The organism is Xanthomonas floridensis (genome assembly GCF_001642575.1).
In the GTDB taxonomy this organism is placed as follows: domain Bacteria; phylum Pseudomonadota; class Gammaproteobacteria; order Xanthomonadales; family Xanthomonadaceae; genus Xanthomonas; species Xanthomonas floridensis.
Genome location: NZ_LXNG01000011.1, coordinates 1 through 24492, shown reverse-complemented (window position 1 = coordinate 24492; position 24492 = coordinate 1). Strand labels below are relative to the sequence as shown.

At 60.7% G+C, this 24492-nt stretch carries 16 protein-coding genes and 3 pseudogenes; 14 read left to right on the top strand and 5 right to left on the bottom strand.

The annotated features are described in order from the left end of the window. The first annotated feature begins 33 nt into the window (after positions 1-33). Together A7D17_RS22670 and A7D17_RS23980 are read left to right on the top strand one after the other, a co-directional pair. Positions 34-1440, top strand: a complete 1407-nt coding sequence (locus tag A7D17_RS22670; protein WP_082861798.1) for an AAA family ATPase — start codon at positions 34-36, stop codon at positions 1438-1440. Next, positions 1437-2069 carry a hypothetical protein gene (locus A7D17_RS23980; RefSeq protein WP_153041911.1) on the top strand — a complete coding sequence of 211 codons (633 nt, stop codon included), beginning with the start codon at positions 1437-1439 and terminating at the stop codon, positions 2067-2069. The genes A7D17_RS22670 and A7D17_RS23980 overlap by 4 nt, the downstream gene beginning before the upstream one ends. An 18-nt stretch (positions 2070-2087) precedes the next feature. On the opposite strand, the gene A7D17_RS06860 is transcribed toward A7D17_RS23980, so the two are convergent. From A7D17_RS06860 to A7D17_RS06845, 4 genes are read right to left on the bottom strand one after another with little or no spacing between them, the layout of a single operon-like run. Continuing rightward, positions 2088-3710, bottom strand: coding sequence for an NAD(P)/FAD-dependent oxidoreductase (locus A7D17_RS06860; RefSeq protein ID WP_064508419.1), 1623 nt, complete (start codon positions 3708-3710; stop codon positions 2088-2090). Next, on the bottom strand, positions 3707-4528 hold the full coding sequence (locus A7D17_RS06855) for a glycosyltransferase family 2 protein (protein ID WP_064508418.1): 822 nt from the start codon (positions 4526-4528) through the stop codon (positions 3707-3709). Before A7D17_RS06855 ends, A7D17_RS06860 begins: the two co-directional genes overlap by 4 nt. Then, positions 4525-5298: a beta-ketoacyl synthase chain length factor gene (locus A7D17_RS06850; RefSeq protein ID WP_064508417.1), complete on the bottom strand. Its 774-nt coding sequence runs from the start codon at positions 5296-5298 to the stop codon at positions 4525-4527. The genes A7D17_RS06855 and A7D17_RS06850 overlap by 4 nt, the downstream gene beginning before the upstream one ends. Further along, positions 5298-6494: a beta-ketoacyl-[acyl-carrier-protein] synthase family protein gene (locus A7D17_RS06845; protein ID WP_064508482.1), complete on the bottom strand. Its 1197-nt coding sequence runs from the start codon at positions 6492-6494 to the stop codon at positions 5298-5300. The genes A7D17_RS06850 and A7D17_RS06845 overlap by 1 nt, the downstream gene beginning before the upstream one ends. Positions 6495-6711: 217 nt before the next feature. Here A7D17_RS06845 and A7D17_RS06840 point away from each other — a divergent pair, with 217 nt between their 5' ends. From A7D17_RS06840 to A7D17_RS06800, 12 genes and pseudogenes are all read left to right on the top strand, one after another. Continuing rightward, positions 6712-6972: a YcgL domain-containing protein gene (locus A7D17_RS06840; RefSeq protein WP_064508481.1), complete on the top strand. Its 261-nt coding sequence runs from the start codon at positions 6712-6714 to the stop codon at positions 6970-6972. Continuing rightward, on the top strand, positions 6965-10285 hold the full coding sequence (locus A7D17_RS06835; protein ID WP_064508416.1) for an ankyrin repeat domain-containing protein: 3321 nt from the start codon (positions 6965-6967) through the stop codon (positions 10283-10285). Before A7D17_RS06840 ends, A7D17_RS06835 begins: the two co-directional genes overlap by 8 nt. A 26-nt stretch (positions 10286-10311) precedes the next feature. Next, the gene (locus tag A7D17_RS06830) at positions 10312-10641 is read left to right on the top strand and encodes a phosphotyrosine protein phosphatase (RefSeq protein WP_082861797.1); all 330 of its coding nucleotides are present in this window, start codon (positions 10312-10314) and stop codon (positions 10639-10641) included. Positions 10642-10704: 63 nt separating this feature from the next. After that, complete coding sequence (locus tag A7D17_RS06825) at positions 10705-12504, top strand: glycoside hydrolase family 15 protein (protein ID WP_064508414.1); 1800 nt, start codon at positions 10705-10707, stop codon at positions 12502-12504. Then, the gene (zwf, locus tag A7D17_RS06820; protein ID WP_064508413.1) at positions 12501-14333 is read left to right on the top strand and encodes a glucose-6-phosphate dehydrogenase; all 1833 of its coding nucleotides are present in this window, start codon (positions 12501-12503) and stop codon (positions 14331-14333) included. The genes A7D17_RS06825 and zwf overlap by 4 nt, the downstream gene beginning before the upstream one ends. Before the next feature lie 409 nt (positions 14334-14742). Beyond that, the gene (locus tag A7D17_RS06815; protein WP_082861796.1) at positions 14743-19284 is read left to right on the top strand and encodes an RHS repeat-associated core domain-containing protein; all 4542 of its coding nucleotides are present in this window, start codon (positions 14743-14745) and stop codon (positions 19282-19284) included. Further along, positions 19281-19643, top strand: coding sequence for a hypothetical protein (locus tag A7D17_RS23975; RefSeq protein WP_153041910.1), 363 nt, complete (start codon positions 19281-19283; stop codon positions 19641-19643). The genes A7D17_RS06815 and A7D17_RS23975 overlap by 4 nt, the downstream gene beginning before the upstream one ends. A 60-nt stretch (positions 19644-19703) precedes the next feature. After that, positions 19704-20980, top strand: a pseudogene (locus tag A7D17_RS24820) (RHS repeat-associated core domain-containing protein); the annotation flags it as partial. Next, on the top strand, positions 20977-21348 hold the full coding sequence (locus A7D17_RS23970; RefSeq protein ID WP_153041909.1) for a hypothetical protein: 372 nt from the start codon (positions 20977-20979) through the stop codon (positions 21346-21348). The pseudogene A7D17_RS24820 and the gene A7D17_RS23970, both read left to right, overlap by 4 nt. Before the next feature lie 310 nt (positions 21349-21658). Further along, positions 21659-22756 (top strand): annotated as a pseudogene (locus A7D17_RS06805) (RHS repeat-associated core domain-containing protein); the annotation flags it as partial. Then, positions 22740-23267: a hypothetical protein gene (locus A7D17_RS23965; protein WP_153041908.1), complete on the top strand. Its 528-nt coding sequence runs from the start codon at positions 22740-22742 to the stop codon at positions 23265-23267. The pseudogene A7D17_RS06805 and the gene A7D17_RS23965, both read left to right, overlap by 17 nt. 54 nt (positions 23268-23321) lie before the next feature. Then, positions 23322-24236 (top strand): annotated as a pseudogene (locus A7D17_RS06800) (RHS repeat-associated core domain-containing protein); the annotation flags it as partial. 23 nt (positions 24237-24259) lie between these two features. On the opposite strand, the gene A7D17_RS06795 reads toward A7D17_RS06800, so the two are convergent. After that, positions 24260-24492 (bottom strand): IS3 family transposase (locus A7D17_RS06795; RefSeq protein ID WP_153041903.1); only part of this gene is annotated, 233 nt, incomplete at its 5' end.

Below are 24492 nucleotides of genomic sequence, written 5' to 3'. Positions count from 1 at the left end.
ATATGCCTATAATAAATTTAGAGGCGGTGTTAAATGTTGACGCGGCTTGAAGTGAATTGTTTCAAAAATCTCCTGGGATTCTCTGTAAATTTCGGGCCTTTTAATTGCATTGCGGGGCTGAATGGAGTTGGTAAGTCGAACATATTCGACTCGATAAAATTCCTTTCTTTGCTTGCAGATAAATCAATTGTTGAGGCGGCTCTAGAAGTCAGAGAGTCTGATTCTACAGATCCGCTCGATATTTTTTGGACGAATGGTGATTTTAGATCGGAACGCTTATCGCTTGCTGTAGAAATGATAGTTCCAGTCGATGTGGTTGATGACTTTGGACGACGCGCGAAAGCAACTTCGACTTTTCTCCGCTACGAAGTTGAGCTTGCGCGAGACGATGAGGAGCGAGAGTCGGGCTCTCTTGGGTTGCATTTAGTTAAAGAGACGCTGATTCATATCAACAAAGGCGAAGCGGTTGATCGCCTTGGATTTCCCATGAGTGTGACCAAGTTTAGAGAAAATATCGTAATAAATAAAAGAAAAGGTGCTGGTTTCATTTCTACTCATCAGGATCAGGATGGGATTGTCGAAATACATCTTCACCAGGATGGTGGTAGTAGCGGGCAACCTCAAAAATTTCCTGCAAAAAACGCGCCTAAAACCGTGGTTTCTAATACGAATAGTGGAGTCTGGCCTACTATCTTGGCCGCCAGGCGTGAGATGCAATCTTGGCGCTTCCTTTCACTGGAGCCAAGTGCGATGCGTCGTTCGAATAAAATACACGAAGAGGGAATGGTGAGTTCTGGCGGCGGAAGGCTGGGAGCCTCGCTTTACAAATTGCATAGGAAAGATGCTTCCGTCTATACGCGCGTCGCTAGCCGTTTGTCAGAAATAGTCCCTACCTCCGACATAAGAGTTGATGTGGATCAAGTTCGCCAACTTCTCACCGTTGAGGTTAAAGAGCGAAGCGGTGCGTTTTTACCAGCACGTGCTTTGTCCGACGGAACCTTGAGATTTCTCGCTCTTTCAATTATTGCTGAAGACTCTGACTTTAACGGTGTTTTATGCTTTGAAGAGCCAGAAAATGGGATTCATCCGGCACGAGTCGGAGCAATGTTAGCATTGCTGAAAGAATTGTCTGTAGATCCTCATGAGGAAGTGTCAGAATCAAATTCAATGAGGCAAATTATAGTTGCAACTCATTCGCCGGTTCTTGTTTCATTGGAGGAGCCGGATGACCTAATTTTTGCAGACGTAGTTAAAGTAAAAGGGCCTAATGGGATGCCTGCAACTACTATTAGGTGCAAGTCATTGCGAGAAAGCTGGCGGTTCTCAGGCATTGAGGGTAATGGCGTAGACCGAGCTTCGATCATTTCATATCTTGAATTGCCTCCGGACCGCCAGATATCCCTCGATCTTAAGGTGGTTCGAACGGAAGCCCTTTCATGAAGATCAGTTTTATTCTTACTGGGGAAGGGGTGTCTGATTTAAATTTGGTAGATCACATTGAAACGCTGCTAATCAAAGTTGGATTTGTAGAGGCAAGTGGAACTTCTTTTGATCCGTCCAGATTGCCGTTTCATGTCGGGCACTCGGTCAGAGAAAAATTGGAAGTGGTCCGTGATTTGTACCCTTCTGCGGACGTGGTTTTCGTTCATCGTGATGCAGATGCTCAGGGGTTGGCAGCTAGGCGACGAGAAATCCATGATGCTTGTGCTGGAATTTACGATCCAGCTAGCGTGATTCCGGTTGTTCCCGTAAAGATGTTAGAGACTTGGCTTCTAGTTGATAGCCAAGCAATCAGAAGGGTTGCTGGGAAAGCTGGCTGCGATCCAATAGGGTGTGTTCCACCCCTGCGAGATTTGGAGCGTATTCGTGACAGTAAAAATTTACTATTGAGCGCTCTTTGTGAGTGTAGTGAATTGCAAGGCACGAAACTCAAGAAGTTTAAAAAACTCTTTGGGCAAATGCGGGCACGCCTAGTCTCCGCAATAGACGCGGAGGGCCCCATCTGCGAACTCTCTTCGTATTGGCAGCTCAAAAGTGATTTGGAACTTCTATACCAGCGAATGGCGTGATCTGACTAAAGTCCTGGCTCAGGCCGCGTCGGCGTACCACGTGGCGGTCAGGATCGCCTCTCCGCTGGCATCGGCCGTCAGCGCGTCCAGGCCGTGGTCGGGCAGCTCCGGGTGGCGCTGGCGTGCCTGCTGCAGGATCTCGCGGGCCAGTACCGCCATCTGCGCCACGTTGCGGTGGATGCGTGCGGCAAAGGCGTCATCGTCGAGGGTGTCGTTCAAGGCGCCATTGAGTTCGTTGAACCAGCCGATCAAATACTGGTCCAGCAGGCGTCCATCGCCGCCGGTGATGCCCTGTTCGGTGTTGCGCACGCCCCAGTCGTGCAATACGCGCTGCATGGCCAGATTCATGTCGCGTGCGTAGAAGAAATCTGCCTTCATGCGCGAGAGCAGGCTCAGGTCGGCAATGCGCCCGGAGCAGAACAGCGGCGCCAGCAGCGACCAGTAATAGGTGTAATCCCAGATCACCTTGACCGGCATGACCTGCTCGTCGCCGAACAAGGCGTATTGATCCTGGTACAGGGTCAGGGTGTTTTCGTAGAACGAAAAATACAGCTGCTGGTAGAGCTCCACATACGGGCTGAGCGATTTGCCGGCGCGGTCGCGGCCGATCAGCTCGCAGATATAGGTGTTGGAAATCGCGATGAAGTCGCTGCCGGGCGAATAGAACGGATCCAGGAACAGGCCGGCCTCGCCGGTGAGCGCCCAGCGCTGCGTGGAGAACACCTGTGTGCAGCCGTAAGAGAACTTGCGCAGGAACAGGAAGTCCTGCAGCCGGTAGTCGGCGCTGTCGAGCGTGGCGGCCACTTGCGGTTGATGCAGGCGCAGCCAGTCCATGGCTTTTTCATGGGTGTTCATGCTCTCCAGCGGATGCATCGCGGCATCGCAGACGATGCCCAGCGAGTGCGCGCCCGAGGACAGCGGAATCAGCCAGAACCAGTAACCTGGCCCGCACATGTGGTTGGTCGAGCGCCAGCGGTCCGGCGGGGTGCAACGTTGCAGCCAGCTGCTGTCCTGCGACCAGCCGTTGGGGTCGATCAGGCCTTCCACGCGCCACCACACCGCGTTGGCGTGATGTGCGTTGTCCTGCGCCAGGCCGAGCTTGCGCTTGAGCAGGCCGGCGCGGCCGCTGGCGTCCACCACCCAGCGCGCCTGCAGCGTGCCCGCGGTGCCGGCGCATTCGTAACGCACCGCATGGTCGGCGTCGTCCTCGGCCAAGTCCACGCCCTTGACGCTGCAGCCATCGATAAAGGTGATGCCCTGCGCGCGGGCGCGCTCGCCAAGGAAGTTTTCGAAGCGGCCGCGGTCGATCTGCCACGACGGCGTCGGCAGGATCTTGCTCACGCCCAGCTCGGTGCAACGGTCGATGTCTTCGCGCTTGTCGGAGAAGAAGAAACGGAACCCGAACTTGCGGATCTGTTCGGTCTCCAGATGCTCGCGCAGGCCCAGCACCTGGGCGAAATAATGCGCGCCGATCTCCACCGTGGATTCGCCCACCTTGAAGGCGGCCTCGCGTACCGGGTGGGCGCGCCGTTCCAGCACTGTGATGGCCAGCGCAGGGTCGCGCTGCTTCAGTTGCAAGGCCAGGCTCAGGCCGGCCAATCCACCACCGGTAATGACGACATCGGCGCGCGCTGCATTCATGAGGAGTGGTTGCTCTTGGTGACCGCGGGCACAGTAGCAAATTCGCCATCGACATCGTCAACGATCACCGGGTTGGCGCGCACGCGGCGGTATTCGCGCCAGACATGGCCATACGCCCAGACCTGCTTGACCACATGCGAGGTGATGTTCCACAGGTCGCGCACCAGCCGGAAATGGCTCTTGCGAAAGGTGCCTGGCGCGCTGCCGGCGTAGCGGGTCTCGATCGGCACCGCCACCACCCGCGCGCCGGCCTGGCGTGCGGCCGAAATCAGCAGCTGCGCTTCGAACACGAAGCCTTCGCCGGGCACATTCGGCAGGGTGAACACCGCCGCCGGATACAGCCGTTGGCCGCTCTGGCTGTCCACCAGCTGGAAACCGCAGCCCCAGGCGATGCCCCAATCACCGAAATCGTTGCCAATCCGGCGAATGGTGGGTTGGGTGGCGCGCTTGCGCATGCGTGCGCCGATCACCACGCTGCCGGGGTGGCGGTTGGCCGCGGCCAGCAGGCGCGGAAAATCGGCGGCCTTGTGCTGGCCATCGCCGTCCATGGTCATCACCGCGCGCATGCCCAACTGCTGTGCTTTGGCAAAGCCGCTGCGCAGGGCGGCGCCCTTGCCCATGCGCTGCGGGTGGCGGATCACCGTCACCGGCAGGTCGGCGATGCAATCGGCGGTGCCATCGTCGGAGCCGTCGTCGATCACGATCACCTGCGGGCAGTACTGCAGTGCATCGGTGACCACTTCACGGATACGCAGCGATTCGTTCAACGCCGGCACCAGGATCGCGGTGTCCTGCGGCGTCAGCGGCACGCGGCTCACGGCAGGATCTCCACGCGCAGGACGCGACCGGGGCCGGCCTGCAAGGCCACGCTGTCGCCGCGCCCGGCCAGCAGTTCGAACAACGGCAGCATCGGCGCCATCGCATTGCCGGCAACCTGCTGTGCCAACGGGCCATCGCCCGGCGACGGGGTGCCATCGTCCAGCCGCGCACTTAGCTGCGGCTTGCCTGCCTGGCCGGCGCTGCCGAGCACCAGGGCCCCGCCGAGCAGGCCCTGGCTGGGCGAGATCCGGCCCAGCGGCCCGACCGAACGCGCGTCGTAGCCGGCCAGCAGCACTGCCTCCACGCCGGCGGTGAGTTGCACCAACGCCTCCAGCAGCCCTTGCGCGAAACTGGCATCGGAGGCGCTGATGGCCGTGGCCGGCGTCATCGCACCCGCGCCGATGGTCCAGTACCCGGCGGCCGCGTTGTGCACCGAGTTGTGGAACTTGGTCGGCGAGATCGCCAGCGGGTCGCTGGCCAGGGTGGTGCACATGTAATCGGTGATGGCCAGGTCGCCATGGGTGGAGGTGAACACCGACGGCAGGCTGGCCGGGTCGCGGCCGGCAGCGGTGCAAGCGGCCAGCGCCGCTTCCAGCGACACCGCCACCGTGTCCGGTGCGCGGCGGCGCTCGTTGGCGGCCAGGAGCTGCGGCGCCGGGCGTGCCGGGGTCTCCTGCAGCGCGGCACCGTGCACCAAGGCACGTGCGGCCTCCCAGCTGGGCAGGCCCTGGCTCCAGAAGCCGATTCCTTCGATGCTGGCAGCGAGCATCAGCGTGCCCGCCCGAACAGCAGCGAGCAGTTATTGCCGCCAAAGCCGAAGGAATTGTTCATGGCGTAATCGATCCGGGTATGGGCGTTGTCGAAGCGGATCTGCGGGCCGCAGGCGGGGTCGGGCACTTCGCTGTTGAGCGTGCCCGGCAGCAGGCCGTCGCGCAGCGCCAGCAGCGAAATCACCGATTCCACGATGCCGGCCGCGCCCAGGGTGTGGCCGGTCCAGGCCTTGGTCGAGCTGGCATGCAAGGTGTCGGGGAAGATCGCCGCCACCGCAGCCGCTTCCACGCTGTCATTGGCCGGAGTGGCAGTGCCGTGCAGGTTCAGATAGCCCACCGCGGCCGGCTCCACGCCGGCGCGTTGCAGCGCGCCGCGCATCGCCAGCTGCGCGCCCAGTCCCTGCGGGTGCGGGGCCGACATATGGTGCGCATCGCTGGATTCGCCATAGCCATACAGGCACGCCTCCGCGTCCGGTGCGGCGGCGGTACGTTCGACCAGCGCAAAGCCGCCGGCCTCTCCCAGGCTCAGGCCCACGCGCCGCGCATCGAACGGCTGGCACGGCTCGGGCGCCACCACCTGCAGGGAGTTGAAGCCGAATAGCACGCTGCCGCACAAGGTATCCACGCCACCGACCAGGGCCGCATCGATCACCCCGGCCTCGATCAGCCGCGCCGCCTGCGCGAACACCTTGGCACTGGACGAACACGCGGTGGCCACGGTCACGCTGGGGCCGCGCAGGCCGGTGGCGTGCTGCACGAAGTCGCCCAGCGAATGCGGGGTGTGCACGATCGGGCGTTCCAGATCCGGCGGGAAGCGCGCGCCGTCGGCGTCTTCCACCAGCCGCGTATAGGCCTCTTCGCTGGCACCGATGCTGGAAGTGGAGGTGCCGATGATCACTGCCACGCGCTCGGCGCCATAGCGCTGCGCGGCGGCCTGCACGGCATCGGCCATGCCGTCCTGCTGCAGCGCCAGCCAGGCCAGCCGGTTGTTGCGGCAGTCCCAGCCTTGCAGCGCATCGGGCAGCACGACTGCTTCCACGCCGTCGACGCGGCCGATCCAGCACGGCAGCGGTTGCGGCCCGAAATCGTTGCGACGCAGGCCACTGCGGCGCGCCTGCAAGGCGGCGGCCTGGGCGGCGAGCCCGGCGCCGAGCGCGGTGGTGGAGGTGTAGGCGGTGACGGCGACCGGGGCCATCTGGGACGGATGCTGCGCTTGGCTCACGGTGGTCTGGCTGGCAAAAAGTGCTTGCAGTATATCGGTGGCGTGCGCCTGTCCCATCGACGGCACAACTGAACGTGCCGGTCATGTCGCTGACGCGGCTGGGATTTTTCGCACCCGCCGCGCTTTCGCCATGGCCGCAATTGGGACACAATCCTGCGACCCACCGCTCTTCGAGCGCGATCACGCGCGCATGCACGCCTACGTCTATAAAAGCCAACGCAAGCAGGACACCTTCGTCTATCTCGCCACGCGTGACGACTTCGCCGGTCTTCCTGCTGCCGTGCACGCGCAGTTGGCGCCGTTTGTCTTCGTGCTGGAGGTCGCATTGACGCCGGAGCGCCGGCTGGCGCAGGCCGACGCGGCCACGGTGCGCGAGGCGCTGGGCAAGCATGGCTTCTACCTGCAACTGCCCAAGACCGTGGTGCTGGCAGGCGAGTGCGACCATGACTGATCCGCAGCGTGCCGCACGCCTGCGCGCCGCAGCGCTGGCGGCGGCAGCCGGCGTGGTGCTGTCCCTGCTCGGCGGCCTGGGCGGTGGTATTGCCGCGCTGAGCCTGTGGCTGGCCCAGCCGGCCTTTGCGCTGGCGGTGTCGTGGGCGCGCGGGACCCGCGCGCTGCCGGCGCAGCCGCGCGCCATCGCACACGCGCTGCCGCCGTTGCTGGCGATCTGGGGTGTGGGCCTGCTGGCCCTGGCTGCATTGATCAGCTGGCCGCTGACTGCGCTGCGCGACAGCGGCAGTCTGGCCGCCGCGCTGGCGCTGAGCGTGGCGATCAGCGCGGCCCTGCTCGGGCTGTGGCGGACCTGGCCGTTGTGGGGCGAGGTCGAACGTGATGGCGGCGCGCTGGCGCCACGCTGGCATGCGCTGGCCACGCAGGAACTGCATGCCTGGCGCGGGTTGCTGGCGGCTGCACTGGTGCTGGCGATGTGCACGCTGTGCGTGACCCTGGCCTGGCCGGGCGGCGTGTCCGCCGGGCTGCGCTGGGGCCTGGCGATCGCCGCCTGCGTGGCCTTGCCTGCCGCCCACCTGCTGTTGCAGCGCACCGCCGCGCCATCGCGTAGCACGGCACCGGCCGCCCCGCAGGCGGCTGACTTCTTCAATGAGGCGGCCGCCGAGCCGCGCCCGCTGGAGCCAGTGGCGCAGCATCAGCTGGTACCCGAACTGTTCGAAGCCGCCCGCAGCGGGCGGGTGGATCGCGCGCTGCAACTGCTCGAAGCCGGCGCCGACCCGCAGGCGCTGCCGCTGCCGGAATGGCGCGACCAGCGCAGCCTGCCGGCGCTGGCAGCGGTGCTGCCGGACCTGCGCCTGCTGCGCGAACTGATCGTCCGGCGCGTGGACGTCAACCAGCCGCACCGCGGCATGACCCCGTTGCTGGCCGCCACCCGCGACAGCTGGCATGGCCGCCCGGATGCGGTGATGACCCTGCTGGCCAATGGCGCCGATCCGCGCGCCAGCGACAACGACGGCAACACCCCGCTGCACCACGCCGTGCGCAGCTCCGACCCCGGCGTGGCCGCGCTGCTGCGCGATGCCGCCGCAGAACTCGATGCGCTCAACAACGATGGCCATTCGCCACTGGCGATGGCCTGCCAGGTCGGCAACTGGCGGTTGGCGAAGTTCCTGCTGGAGCGCGGCGCGCATTCCGAACCGGATGGTGGCGCACCGGTATTGCTGGCCGCCGCCGGCACCGAAGAAGACGACCCGGCCGGCGTGCAGCTGCTGCTCAAGCACAAGGCGCGCGTGGATGCGCGCGACCGCCAGCGCCGCAGCGCCCTGCACGAAGCCGCACTGGCCGGTCATGGCGACATCGTCGAAGCGCTGCTATCGGCCGGCGCCAACCTGGAGGCGCGCGATCTGCTCGGCCGCACGCCGTGGCTGGATGCCGCCCGTCAGGCACGCAGTGCGGTGCTCGAACGCCTGCTCGCACGCAAGGCCGACGTATTGGCCATCGATGGCGAAGGGCGCAATGCGGTGATGCTGGCCTGTGCGGCCGATAGCGTCTCGCCGGCACTGATCCGCCGCCTGCTCGAATTGCAGGTGCCGGCCGATGCCGCCGATGTGCACGGCCGCCGCGCGGTGGACGTGGCGGCCGAGGCCGGGCGCTGGGCCATCGTGCAGTTGCTCGATCCCGCCTATCCGCTGCCGGCCGCGGTCAGCGATGCCCCCGGCGATACCCCGGGCGTTGCCACGTTGCCGGACCGCCCGCCGCTGGTGCTGCTGCGCGAGGGTCTGCAGCTCGGCCAGCGCGACAGCCTGGCTGCGCTGGCCAGGCTGTGCGGTCCGGAAGAACTCGGCGGCCTGCTGCACGACCCGCATGTGGCCTTGAAGGCCGAGGCGGTGGACTGGCTGCTGCGCCACGGCGCCGATGCCGAGGTGCGCGATGCCTGCGGCGATGTGCCGATGTTCGCCCTGCTCTCGCGCGGCCTGGAGGCCGTGCCGGCTCTGCAGGTGCTGCTGCGCCATGGCGTCTCGCCGGCCGGTGCCGGTGGCCTGACCCGGTTGCTCAGCGCCTGCGTGCAGCACGATGCCGCCTCGCGCGGGCTGGAACAGTTCGCGCTGGAGTTGCTCGAGCGAGGTGCCGACCCGTTCGCGCCCTCGGCCGCGGGCGACCCGCCGTTATCGCTGGCGGTACGGCTGGGCTGGCTGCGTCTGCAACAGTGGTTGCTGGAACACGGCGTGGACCGCGAGGCGCGCGACAGCCACGGCATGACGGCGCTGCACCTGGCCACCGCGCTGGGCCGCGAGGCGGCGCTGAAATTGCTGGTCAAACAGGGCGCCTCGCCAGACGCGCGCGCCGCCGATGGGCAGACCCCGCTGGGCGTGGCGCTGTCGATCGGGCGCCGCGATCTGGCCGACTGGCTGGACTGGCGGATCTGGGCGCTGCCGCGCCGCGCGTTGCGCGAGGCGGACGTGCCGGCGGCTGCGATGACCGGTGACACCGATGCGGTGCGCCGCCTGATCGACCTCGGCCTTACCGTCGATGCGGTCGATGCGCAGGGCTGCACCGCGCTGCTGCGCGCGGCCGGCGGCGGCCATCTTGGCGTGGTGACGCACCTGCTGAGCCGTGGCGCCGATCTGCAGCGGGCCGCCAACAGCGGCGCGACGCCGTTGTCGGCGGCGGTGAGCATGCGCCAGACCGAGATCGTGGCCGCCCTGCTGCAGGCCGGCGCGCAGATCGAGCACCGCCTGCCGGGCGGCGTCACCGTGCTGATGCTGGCTTGCGCGCTGGGGCTGCCGGATATCGTGGCGCGCCTGCTCACCGCTGCCGCCGACGTGCACGCCACCGACAACCAGGGCCTGGCGCCGCTGCACTGCGCGGCGTTGTACGGCTTCACCGCACGCGACACCACCCGCCTGCTGGCCCTGCTGGACACGCTGCTGCTGGCTGGCGCCGATCCCGATCATCTGGCCGGCGGTCGGGTCAGCCCGCTGCTGCTGTTGCTGGGCGCGCGTGCCGAACCGGGCACTGCCTGCGACGAGAAGGTGGTGCTGGCCGGGGTCGAGCGCCTGCTGGATGAAGATGTGTCGCTGGATGTTGCCGATCAACGTGGCTTCGGGCCGCTGCACCTGGCCGCCCTGCATGGCCTGCCGCTGCTGGTGCAGCGCCTGCTGCGCGCCGGTGCCGACGCCGACCGCCGCGATGCGCTCAACCGCACCCCACGCGAGATCGCCATCATGCGCGGCTTCATCGATGTGGCCAGCCAGTTCGAACCTGCATTGCCGGGCGTCTCGTCGATGGCGCGCTTCCTGCGCGAGGGGCGCTGATCCTGCGCGGCGCACAACCGCTGCGGGTGCTGTTCGTGTGCAGCCGCAACCGCCTGCGCAGCCCCACCGCCGAGCGCGTGTTCGCCGACTGGCCCGGCGTGCAGGCGCAATCGGCCGGGCTGGCCGCCGATGCGCAAGTGCAGGTCACTCCGGAGCTGTTGCAGGAGGCAGAGGTGGTGCTGGTGATGGAGCGGCGCCATCTGCAGCTGCTGCGCAAACGCTTCGCCGCGCATCTGCGCCACTGCCGCGTGGTCTGCCTGCAGATTCCCGACGACGATGCCTACATGGACCCGGCACTGGTTCGCCGGCTGGAACACACGGTGCCACCGCTGCTGCGTTTGCCGGCGCAGTCGTAACCTGATCCCGACACCGCGCGTGCAAGACTGCGGGCTCTTTCGCAGGAAGGAAGCGCCCGCACGATGAGCGTTCGTATCGAAGACCACGCCATGCTGGGCAACTGCCACAGCGCGGCCCTGGTCGACCACCGTGGCACCATCGACTGGCTGTGTCTGCCACGCTTCGATTCCGATGCGGTATTCGCTGCATTGCTGGGCGACGAGCAACACGGGCAATGGGCGATGGCGCCCGCAGCCGATTACCGTAGCGAACGCGCTTACGAAGACGATAGCCTGGTGCTGTGCACACGGTTGATCACCGACACCGGCACGGTGGAACTGGTCGACTTCATGGCCGCCAACGAAGACGGCGAGTTGCACCAGCACCTGGTGCGTATCGTGCGCTGCGTGCAGGGCGAAGTGCCCATGCACATGCGGCTGACCTTCCGTTTCAATTACGGTCGCACGGTGCCGTGGGTGACCCGTATCGATGGCGGCATCCGCGCCATCGCCGGGCCCGATCAGCTTGCGCTGCGCTCGCCGCAGGAGCTGCATGGACAGGATCTGGGTACCGAAGCCGACTTCACCCTGCGCGACGGCGAGAGTACCTGGTTCGTGCTCAGCCATGGCGCGTCGCATCTGCCCACGCCGCCGCCGATCGACCCGGAACAGGCGCGGCAACGCACCACCGCGTTCTGGCACGGCTGGGCGCGCCGCTGCACTGACGTGGGGCCGTGGACCCAGCAGGTGCGCCGCTCGCTGGTGGTGCTCAAAGGCCTGAGCTATCTGCCCACCGGCGGCATTGTCGCCGCGCCCACCGCCTCGCTGCCCGAGCACCTGGGCGGTACCCGCAACTGGGATTACCGCTATTGCTGGCTGCGCGACTCGGTGTTTACGCTGATCGCCTTGTTGCAGGCCGGCTATCGCGACGAGGCGGCCTCATTCCGCGATTGGGTTCAACGCACCATCGCCGGTTCGCCGGACCAGCTGCAGGCGCTGTACGGCATCGGCGGTGAGCGCCGCTTGCAGGAGTGGGAAGCGCACTGGCTACCGGGCTATGAAAATTCCGGCCCGGTACGCATTGGCAACGGCGCGGTGGATCAGTTCCAGCTCGATGTCTACGGTGAGCTGATCGGTGCGTTCCACTACGCCCGCGAAAAGGGCGTGGCGTTGCCATCGGACGACGACGGCTCCTCCGCCGCCTTGCTGGAAAACATCCTCGACACACTCGAAGAGCTGTGGCGTCAACCGGACGAAGGCATCTGGGAAATCCGCGACGAGCGCCGCCACTTCGTGCATTCCAAGGTGATGGCGTGGCTCGCATTCGATTGCGGCACGCGCGATGGCATTACCAATGCCGATGCGCAAAAGCGTGCGCACTGGGGCCGGATTGCCGACGAAATCCGCGCCGAAGTGCTGGAAAAAGGCGTGCATCCGGATGGCCACTTCGTGCAGAGCTATGGCTCCGATCGGCTGGATGCATCGCTGCTGTTGATTCCCATCGTCGGCTTCCTGCCGCCGGGGGATCCGCGCATTGCCGCCACCGCCGACGCGATCGCACGCGAGCTGACCATCGATGGTCTGGTCGAACGCTATCGCGCCGACGACAGTGCCGACGGCCTGCCGGCTGGCGAGGGCACCTTTCTGGCCTGCAGTTTTTGGTTGGTGGAAAACTACGCCCTGATCGGTCGCACCGATGAGGCGCGCGCCTTGCTTGAGCGGCTGCTCGGCTTGTGCAACGACGTGGGCCTGCTCGCAGAAGAGTACGACCCACGCGAAAAACGCATGCTTGGCAACTTCCCCCAAGGGTATTCCCACGTGGCCCTGGTCAATGCGGCATTGCGCCTGCATGGACGCATGGGCGAAAAGGAAACGCATCCATGAATGAGCAACAGACCACGCCGCCCTGCATCATCGTGGTGTTCGGCGCCCGCGGTGACCTGACCCGGCGGCTGGTGATGCCGGCGCTGTATAACCTGCGCCGCTCGGGCGCGCTGGGCGATGACTTCGCCATCGTCGGCATGGACCATGGCGACATCAGCGAACGCGCCTGGCGCACCAACATGGGCAAGGCGATGACGCAGCTGCTCAGCAGCCGCGATGCCGAATTCCAGACCGATGCCTTCGACACCGCCACCTGGGAGTGGCTACGCGAACGCATGCATTACGTGCGCGGCGACTTCACCGACCAGGGGGCCTACCAATCGCTGGGCGGTGTGCTGGACAAGCAGCACAAGCGCTACGGCACCCAGGGCAATGTGCTGTTTTACCTGGCCACCGCCGCGCGCTTCTTCGAACCGGTCCTGCTCAACCTGGGCGAGGCCGGTCTGGTCAAGCAGCGCGAAGGCGAGGGCTGGCGCCGCGTCATCGTTGAAAAACCCTTCGGCCACGACCTGCCCAGTGCCATCGCGCTCAATGCCACCGTCGCCAAGGTGCTGCACGAGGACCAGGTGTTCCGCATCGACCATTTCCTGGGCAAGGAAACCGTGCAGAACATCCTGGCATTCCGCTTTGCCAATGGCTTGTTCGAGCCGGTGTGGAACCGCGACCGCATCGATCATGTGCAGATCACCGCCGCTGAAACCATCGGCGTGGAAGGGCGCGGGCGCTTCTACGATCCCACCGGCTGTCTGCGCGACATGGTGCCCAATCATCTGTTCCAGCTGCTGGCGATGATTGCGATGGAACCGCCGGCCGCCTTCACCACCGAGGCGATGCACCGCCGCCGCGCCGAAGTGATCGAAGCGGTGCGCCCGATCAAACCGGAAGATGTGGTGCGCGGCCAGTACGCATCCGGCGCAGTCAATCGCAGCGCCGTGCCCGGCTATCGCGAAGAAGACACCGTGCCCGACGATTCGGACACCGAAACCTATGTGGCGATGAAGCTGCAGGTCGACACCTGGCGCTGGGCCGGCGTGCCGTTCTACCTGCGCACCGGCAAGCGCCTGCGCGAACGCACCACCGAGATCGCCATCCGCTTCAAGCCCGCACCGCTGGCGCCATTCCGCAGTACCGAAGTGGGCGGCTACGGCCCCGACTGGCTGGTGCTGCATATTCAACCTGATGAAGGCATCTCGCTGCAGTTCGACGTCAAGCGCCCCGGCGCACAGGTCGCGCTGGCGCCGGTACGCATGGATTTCCGCTACCGCGACTGGTTCCCGAAGGAATACACCGTGGGTTACGAGCGCCTGCTGCAGGACTGCATGAACGGCGAAGCCGGCCTGTTCCAGGACGCGGCCATGGTGGAAGGCGCCTGGCGCATCGTGCAGCCGATCCTGGATGCCTGGAAACAGCCGGCCAGCGATTTCCCCAACTACGCCGCCGGCAGCGCCGGCCCCTCGGCCGCCGACGCACTGCTGGCAATGAACGGCGGACACGCCTGGCGCGCCCTCACCCCAGGGCGCAAACCGCCACCGCGCCGCGCACCGGAAGCGCGCAGCAGCGCCACGACGCCGATCAAGAAGGTAAGCAAGAAGACGGCCAAGAAAGCGGGCAAGGCGACATCCCAAGGTGCTGCCGCACCTGCTGCAAAGTCCGCCGCTGGAAGCGCAGGTGGTTCGCCCGGCAAGGCTGCCAAAAAGTCAGTGACCAAGCGGGCAGCAAAGAAAGTCGCAAAAGCAGCCGGGATGACCGCGGGCAAAACCGCGGCCGGCAAGGTGGCAGCGAAGAAGTCTGTCGGTAGGAGTGCAGCTGCGCGTAAACCGGGTTATTGATTCGCACGCGCCAGCCGTTGCGTGATGGCTGGCGCGTGTACAGAGCAATCGATGGAGCTTCTGGTTTGCTGCCTTACCATGCTCGTTGCCCAGCGACCGGCATACAATGTGTGAAGACAGGCCCGCGCGATCATCGGCGTGTGCGTGAATTTCGACTGCAAACTAACGTGACGCGATGCTGGGCGAACCCCAGATCTGTGCAAGATAGTGTACGCATAGCAGATTGCTGAGGCCGCTGGCTGGGAAGAAGCTGCGCGCCTTGATCATGAAGTGAGTCAGCGTAAGTTGAACTGATGCTTGACTGGAGCAATTTCGGCAGGTGATAGTGGCACACCTGTCGCAGCCGCGTCGTGCTCGAGAGCGGCTGTAGCGTCGCCGCGCAGTTAAAAAATTAGAGAGAGACCAGGACATGGAAGTTCTTAGGCCCTTGTGGCTACGTCATTACGTTTATGCGCTGTTGCTGACCGTTGTCTGCGGAGTCTCCGCGCAGGAGGTCAAGCCGGAGTGGACGGTTTCTGCCAAGCACCCAGAAATTCCGACAACAACTGTTGGCGTTTTTGACAATCAACATCGTGCAATTGAGGCCATGGCGCAGATCGCCGGTCCCAGCGATGCACAGTATGCGTATGCCTTAGCTACGCACATAAAAGAGACAAAAACAAACGAAGACCAGACGGTTACGCTCACATACTGGCTTGGTAACGATCAACCTTCCGATCCCGAATGGACTTACTCTGCACTAGGTAGCACTTACGCAACTGAGGTCGAGATGGTTGCACGTATTGAGTCCTTCTACACTGAATTTAACGAATGTGGCAAGGTTTCGCTGAAGCCAGCAACCGAATGGACGCCATATTCGGCGGAATTCGAGGGTCGTTTTGATTCAAAAAGCTTTGATGTTATATCGAACGTAATTTATTACGATGGAACGTGCCTACCCGTAGAGCACACCGGGTTCGGTACTCGCCAGCGCAGGATATTCTGTCCTTTGTATACGACCTGGAACGATGATTATCAGGCTTGTGTAAATCTGGAAATATTTGCTTACTTGACCGGGCCTTCTTTAGAGGATACGTGTTCGGTTGGTAATCCGTGCGATGTAAAAACCGGGGAAAAATCACAGCCCGAGCAGGATTTCGATCTTGGATGGATACGTCTCGTTCGAACGTTTCGGTCCTCGCAGGTCGGACGGCGATCCAACCTTGGGGCGGGCTGGTTCAACTCACATGAAATCAGCGTTTCTGCAAGTGGCTCTCACGCAATACTTGCTGAAGGAAACGGGCTTCAACGTAATTTCAAATTGGTCGGAAATTCTTTTATTGCTTCTGATGGTTCTGGGGATCGGCTTGAAAAAATAGCTAATGGATGGCGACTTTTTAGATCGGATACGGTTTCGGAATTTGATGCTACAGGCGCGTTGAGCTTGGTGTCGAAGGACGACGGTACTTATCTTCGATATGCGTACGATCGGTCCTCGAGGTTGGAGTCGATCACCCACTCGACCGGCCGCAAGTTGGTTTTCCACTACGCTGATGGTTCCCGTTATGCCCAGCTTATTCGAATTGCGCTGGACGGAGTTGCGTTGGCCACCTACGCTTACTCTGAAACTTTCCCGGACAGCGCGGTGCTGGAGAGCGCGATCTATGCGGACGGCCGGGTCAGGTCGTATCTGTATGAAGACGAGGATTTTTACCGCTTCCTGACCGGTGTGGTCGCGGAGGATGGAATGCGCTACAGCACATTCGCCTACAACGCGACTGGGCGTGTTGTGTCAAGCCAGCATCAAGGCGGCGCAGACGGCGTGACGCTTGATTACACCGATGGCGCCACCGTTGTAACCGACGCGTTGGGGAAACAGACGACATATACGCTGAGCCAGCGTTCCGCAGGTCCTAGAAAAATAGATGACGTCACCGACAGCGCGGGCACCCTCAGCAGCGACTATCTGGATGCCAGTATCGACTTCCGTCGGCGCCTGAGCGTATCTATCGATCGTACTGGGGTTGTCACGCAACACGCCTATGGCGAACTTGCGGATGCTGGCGTGCCAGTCAATGTGCATACGGTCACCGAGGCGGCCGGTTTGCCCACTCAACGAACAACAACTACGCGTACCACGGTCGACGGTAACCGGCTGATATCAGTTCAATCCAGTGACAGGAAAATCAGCTACGTTCGAAATGCGCGACTGCAGCCGCAGCAAGTAACCACTACCGACGTCGCAAGTGGTCAGACCAGAGTTCTCAGTTTGAACTACTGCGAGGCAGCCGATGTGGCTGCCGGTAGCGACTGTCCCGTGATTGGCCTCCTGAAGTCCATCGATGGCCCGCGCACGGATATCGACGACCGTACCACCTACAACTATTACCCCATCGATGCCGCAGGATGCGATACCGGCACCGGACCGTGCCCGTATCGCAAGGGCGACCTCAAGCAGACCATCAACGCCCGCGGCCAGGTCCGCGAGAATCTGGGTTATGACGCAGCAGGCCGCGTTCTGTCTGCCGTTGACGAAAACGGGGTGCTGACCGATTACAGCTACCACCCGCGTGGTTGGTTGGCATCGACCACGGTGCATGGCGCGACGTCCGCGCAGAATCGCGTCACCACGTTCGAGTATTGGCCCACCGGCTTGGTCAAACGCATCACCCAGTCCGATGGCAGTTACGCGACGTTTGTCTACGACCAGGCCCAACGCCTCACCGATATCACCGATACGCTGGGCAACACCCTCCATTACGTGCTCGATAACGCTGGCAATCGTCTGGAGGAGCAGACCAAGGACGTGCAAGGTGTGCTCAAGCGCAGCTTGAGCCGTATTTACAACCAATTGAGCCAACTGAAAACGCAGGCGGACGCGGCCGCAAATCCCACCGACTACGCCTACGATGCAAACGGCAACCTGCGCTTGGTCACCGACGCATTTGGCCGTAACACCCTGCAAGAGCACGATCCGCTCGGTCGGCTTGCGCGCACCTTGCAGGATGTCGACGGCATCAAGGCCGAAACCAACGTGGGTTACGACACGCAGGATCGCCCGCTGCAGGTCAAGGACCCCAAACGTCTTGATACGCGTTACACGTACAACGGCTTTGGCGATACCCTGAAACTGACCAGCCCGGACACCGGCGTCACTAGCTATACCTACGACAGCGCGGGCAACCGCGCCACGCAAACCGATGCACGCGGCATCACCTCCACCTACGCATACGATGCACTCAACCGCGTCTTGAGCATCAGTTACCCAACCGCCGCCTTCAATATCAGCTATACCTATGACGTCACGCAGAGCGTGTGCGCCAGCGGTGAGACCTTCACCGTCGGGCGCCTGGCCAAGCTCCAGGATGGCAGCGGTACCACCCAATACTGCTATAACCGCTTCGGCGAGGTGGTGCGCAAGGTGCAGACGGTCAACGGCAAGGTGTTGGTGGTGCGCTACGACTACACCCCTGGCGGCCGTCTGCGGTCGATGTTCTATCCAGACGGCACTACGGTCGATTATGTCCGCAACGCGCAAGGCCAGACGACCGAGGTTGGTGTGACGGCACAAGGCGGCAGCCGCCAGCGTCTGCTGAGCGGAGCGACCTACTATCCGTTCGGCCCATCCTCCGGCTGGACCTACGGTAACGGCCGCAAGCTGGCGCGCATGTACGATCTTGATTACCGCCCACGCAGCATCCAAGACACCCGCGCAGGCGGCTTGGAAATCGGCTTCGGCTTCGATGCCGTTGGCGACCTCACCGCTCTGACCCCGGCTGGCAATCCGACACCAGAGCTACGACTGGACTACGACGCGCTCGGTCGGCTCACAGCATTGAAAGACGGCGCCGCCAATACCGTGATCGACGGCTACAGCTACGATGCCACCGGCAATCGCCTGAGTGCCAAGGTTGGCGGCGCCATGCAGACCTACACCTATCCAACCACTAACCATCGTTTGAGCGCGGTTGCCGGCGTGGCGCGTACCTACGACAAGTTGGGCAACACCCTCACCATCGGCGGCAAGGCACGTGAGTACCTACACGACACCACGGGCCGTATGACTCTGGTCAAGCGGGCAGGTGTTGCTGTGATGAACTACCGCTACAACGGCCGTGGCGAGCAGGTACGCCGCTACCTGGGCACTACCAACACCTACACGCTGTATGACGAGGCGGGCCACTGGCTGGGCGACTACGACACCAACGGCGCACCCAAGCAACAAGCGATCTGGCTGGACGACCTGCCGGTTGGCCTGTTGGCCAACGGTGGTCAACTGCACTATATCGAACCCGACCACCTCGGCAGTCCACGTGTGGTCGTCGATGCCACCCGCGACGTTGCTGTGTGGAACTGGAGCCTGAAAGGCGAAGCCTTCGGCAATACCGCACCCAACCAGGATCCGGATGGAGACGGCACCACGATGGTGTTCGACATGCGCTTCCCGGGACAGCGGTTTGATGTAGCGAGCGGGTTCAATCAGAATTACTTTCGGGACTATGATTCTGCTACTGGTCGGTATGGGCAGAGTGATCCGATTGGCTTAAGAGCAGGAATTGGTACATACGTTTATGTTGAAGGAAGCCCGGTTAGCCACTTAGATCCTTCTGGTCTTTGTGAAGACAAGCCAAAAGAAGACTGTCTTGATGCTGCTCTAAGTACCTACTCTATGGAAGAATCAGTTGATTCGATTGTGGGATTTGGCGCTGGTTCTGCAATCTTTGGTGGATCGGCGCAAGTGGTTAATAAATCAGCAATTAAGCCGCGTGGTGGGGTGGCGGGTGGAGGTCCCAGCGGGCGTTACACGAGCTACTCAAGACGTTACCTGGGAAATGGGGTTGGGAGAGCTATTGGTAGGCTCGGAATAGGAACAGTGGTTAAGAGGGCGGGCATTATCGGGGCAGGGATTGGTGCAATAACGGAGCACGTTGAAGCGCTGAATGCTTTTATAAAATGTCGAGGTGCTCAGTGATCGACTATGCTGCTAGAAATATCGGAGTTGAGTTGCTGCGTAAGCTTGATGAAAACCGACTGTCTTCAGGTGAATTCGAGGGTAATTGGCCAAAAAAATCTGAGGATAGTGCGGTTAATTCGATCGGATACTGGATATGGACTTTGTTTGACGATGAATATGATGGCATTATTGAAATAAGAGAAGATTCAGAAGAAAAGATAATTATAAGGAACTCAATTGAATTTTTAGTTTCAGATCGAGTTTTGCAAACAAAGATGCTTGGCCGGTATGAAAAGATAAAAAAAATGTTTTCCGAGGGGACGGAATGGTTAGGGTGCGAATTACCTTGGCATAAGAGGTGGCCTTTTCCTGAGTAGATAATCTGTGCAGAACTATGGGGGGGCCTTAGGAGGATGAAGTGGCTTCGATCGGATCGGGACCTCACTGCGCTCATGCCTGCCGGCAACCCGACACCGGAGTTGCGACTGGACTACGACGCCCTCGGTCGGCTCACAGCGCTGAAGGACGGCGCCGCCAATACCGTGATCGACGGCTACAGCTACGATGCCACCGGCAATCGCCTGAGCGCCAAGGTTGGCGGCGCCATGCAGACCTACACATATCCATCCACCAACCATCGTTTGAGCGCGGTTGCCGGCGTGGCGCGCACCTACGACAAGACGGGCAACACTCTCACCATCGGGGCAAGGCACGCGAGTACCTGTATGACACCACCGGGCGCATGACCCAGGTCAAGCGCGTAGGTGCCGCGGTCATGAACTACCGTTACAACGGCCGCGGCGAGCAGGTACGCCGTTATCTGGGCACCACCAATACCTACACGCTTTACGACGAGGCGGGCCACTGGCTGGGCGACTACGACACCAACGGCGCACCCAAGCAACAAGCGATCTGGCTGGACGACCTGCCGGTTGGCCTGCTGGCCAACGGCGCTCAACTGCATTACATCGAACCCGACCACCTCGGTAGCCCCCGTGTGGTCGTCGATGCCGCCCGCGACGTTGCCGTGTGGAACTGGAGCCTGAAAGGCGAAGCCTTCGGCAACACTGCACCCAACCAGGATCCGGATGGAGACGGCACCGCGATGATTTTTGACATGCGATTCCCAGGCCAGCGGTTTGATGTAGCGAGCGGGTTCAATCAGAATTACTTTCGGGACTATGATTCTGCTACTGGTCGGTATGGGCAGAGTGATCTGATTGGGCTGGTTGGAGGAATTAGCACATATGCCTATGTTGAGGGGAATCCGGTCGGCTATGTTGATCCGTACGGACTGGAGAAGCTTGTCTTATTTACACCAGGTGCCAATGTTTTCTATCAGGGGGCATCGGTCGATACTGAGACCCCAGGGGTATGGTCAGTCTATGGGCATATGGGACCAAACAGAATTCTTGATCAGAGTTCTGGGCAGACGAACAAGCTCGATGTAGACGGAATAGCTCAGGTGCTCAGAGGCGCGGGCTGGACGCAGGGAGAACCAGTAGAGTTTAAGGGTTGTCGCTCTGGGCAAGGAGAAAATTCAATTGCAGAGCAATTTGCCAGAAAATACAAAACACCCACTTCGGGTGCGACGCAATACATGTGGTACAGCAATAACGGCATTACAGGTATTTGGGGGAAAGTGCCCTACTATCATACAAAGAATTATCTCTCCCCAGGAGTCATGCGAAATTTTCCGGCTGGCGGACGATGAATAAGCTGACTATGACGACACGGCTACGATGGATTGCTCTAATTCCATCGGTTGCTATCTGCTTTGTAGCTACATTGCTATTAATATACCATTTTCGATATTTTATACTGCGCTTCTGTCCCCGTCATTACAGGTTGATTGAAGGGGTAACCGAATTATCCCAAAAAGACTATGCATTAACCATTCAGAGCTGTTCGGCAAGCTGGTTTCCGATGGCAGAAAAAGCCTTAATAGTTACGGTGCTGGTGCTGGCTATTATCGTAGCAGGTGTGATTGCGTCGATCATAGCGCCAGCACAGAAGAAGGCATCGGGGGCGATTGTTTCTTTTCTAGGTTTGGTGGTTATCGTAGCTACGCTTTTTCGATAACATTTCCCTCTGAGGTTCGAAGGATTGCAGTAATGAATTATTGCTGTTTTTGATTCGGAGAATTTGCAAAATATGCGTATGGATTGATAAATTGTACGGTCAAAAATTTATTTTTATTAATTCCGAAATAATTTATTCGCGAGTTCAAAAAATCTTTACCGAATGCTCAAAAGATTCCCATATCGCAAGATGCCCAAAATCCCCGGAATTTTTTAGAATTATTGCAATAATTGGGGTCTGGTTAATCTAAAAGAATGACGCTGTTTTGCGCGCTTAGCGTAATCGCCGAGCTAAACGACGGTATCAATCCACTGTGATCGACGGCTACAGCTACGATGCCACCGGCAATCGCCTGAGCGCCAAGGTCGGTGGCGTCATGCAGAGCTACACATATCCAACCACCAACCATCGTTTGAGCGCTGTTGCCGGCGTGGCGCGTACCTACGACAAGTTGGGCAACACCCTCACCATCGGCGGCAAGGCACGCGAGTACCTGTACGACACCACGGGCCGCATGACCCAGGTCAAGCGCGCAGGTGCCGCGGTCATGAACTACCGTTACAGCGGCCGCGGCGAGCAGGTACGTCGCTACCTGGGCACCACCAACACCTTTACGCTCTACGACGAGGCGAGCCATTGGCTCGGCGACTACGACACCAACGGCGCACCCAAGCAGCAAGCGATCTGGCTGGACGACCTGCCGGTGGGCCTGTTGGCTAACGGAGGTCAACTGCACTACATCGAACCTGACCACCTCGGTAGCCCCCGTGTGGTCGTCGATGCCGCCCGCGACGTTGCTGTGTGGAACTGGAGCCTGAAAGGCGAAGCCTTCGGCAATACCGCACCCAACCAGGATCCGGATGGCGATGGCACCGCGATGGTGTTCGACATGCGCTTCCCGGGACAGCGGTTTGATGCGGCCAGCGGGTTCAATCAGAACTACTTCCGGGACTACGATGCGGCCACTGGTCGGTATGGGCAGAGTGATCCGATTGGATTGGCTGGCGGAGGTAATACATATACCTATGTTTCAAGCAATCCAATGAATCTCATCGATCTTCTAGGCCTCACCCAGCATGACGTTGATTTTTTATTTGCCTTGGCTAAGGAAAGAGAGTTGGATTTAAGATTTCCTGGTCGGTTAAATGTTAGAGATCTTGGTGGTGATGAGGTGGGATATACAAATTACTTAAAAAGAACGATAACGCTGGATGATCGATACTTGCAAAGCCTTTCTCCGGCTCAGCGCGTCGATTTGTATGACACTATTGTTCATGAAGGTCTTCATCTGACTAAAGGGATATTTTATAGTGCACGCAATCACGAAAAAATTTATGAAGAAGCAGGGAGGCGTACAGACGCCGCCAAGGACCAGATTGAAATGGGGTCTTATGACTGTAATGAGTAGGGCCTTTTTTGCCGTAATTGCCGTAATTGGCGTGATCTCCTTATGTGGATGCAATAGTACAAAATCAAATATTAGAGTTGGTGTAGTCCTGGATGAAATGAGGTGTAAACCTAACTCCAAAATTCATAGCGAGATTGCAGAAGCGCAAAGCGCCTGCCATCAAGCGGTTAACGGCGATGGCATTCAACTAATCGTTTCAAAGACAAGTCGATCTCCTTCACTGCATAGTGATACAGTTGCTAGAGAACTGACTTCGATTTTTATTCAGCCGGCTAGCGCTGTCTCTCACGTTGGTCCGGTTAAATTCGAGGCCTTCTATTCGCAAGGTCTATTTGATCTTTTAGGCAAAACAGGCTGCGTTGGTGTTTTGGAAAGTGGCTTTGTTGAAATTAAAAAGCCGTCCAAAAAGTTTATAATTAATTACTTCCTTCGTTTTGGACTGGTGAGCCCACTAGGATGGCCCGAAGACTGCAAAGAATCTCGTGAAATTTCTGGGTCTACGGAAATATAATTTCGTACACCAGTAAACGGGGTCGGATTCACTTAATAAGTGACACCGTTTTGCGCTCTCGGCCGGCTTACTCCTCCCCAACGACGCACCACCACTGGAATGGATGGCTACAGCTACGATGGCACCGGCAACCGCCTGAGTGCCAAGGTCGGTGGCGTCATGCAGACCTACACATATCCAACCACCAGCCATCGTCTGAGTGCGGTGGCAGGCGTGGTGCGCACCTACGACAAGATGGGCAATACCCTCACCATCGGCGGCAAGGCACGTGAGTACCTGTACGACACCACGGGCCGCATGACCCAGGTCAAGCGCGCAGGTGCCGCGGTCATGAACTACCGTTACAGCGGCCGCGGCGAGCAGGTACGTCGCTACCTGGGCACCACCAACACCTTTACGCTCTACGACGAGGCGAGCCATTGGCTCGGCGACTACGACACCAACGGCGCACCCAAGCAACAAGCGATCTAGCTGGACGACCTGCCGGTGGGCCTGTTGGCTAACGGAGGTCAACTGCACTACATCGAACCTGACCACCTCGGTAGCCCCCGTGTGGTCGTCGATGCCGCCCGCGACGTTGCTGTGTGGAACTGGAGCCTGAAAGGCGAAGCCTTCGGCAATACCGCACCCAACCAGGATCCGGATGGAGACGGCACCACGATGGTGTTCGATATGCGCTTTCCAGGGCAGCGGTTTGATGCAGCGATCGGGTTCAATCAGAACTACTTCCGTGACTATGACGTTGGCACCGGACGGTATGGGCAGAGCGATCCATTGGGCTTGGGTGGTGGCATCAGTACCTATGCCTATGTCGGAGGGAATCCGATGATGTGGACTGATCCGCTTGGGCTTGAAGTTTTTGTTTGTAGCCAACCAGCATTTGGGATTGCAGGTAATCCAATCGACCATCAATGGATTAGGACTGATACGGTTGAAGCAGGTATGGGTGGTACTCGTGGCAATGTCTGATACGCCCAGGGTTCCGTAGACACTCAAGACCCTCGTTGCGCGTAGCGCCGTTCGAACTCTACAGGCGACAGGTCGCCAGTTGAACCGTGGCGGCGTTTTGGGTTGTAGAACATCTCGATATAATCGAACACCTCGGCGCGTGCGGCGTCCCTGGTCGGGTAGATCCGCCGCCTGATCCGCTCGCGTTTGAGCAGGCCGAAGAAGCTCTCCACGGGTGCGTTGTCGTGGCAGTTGCCACGCCGACTCATGCTGCACA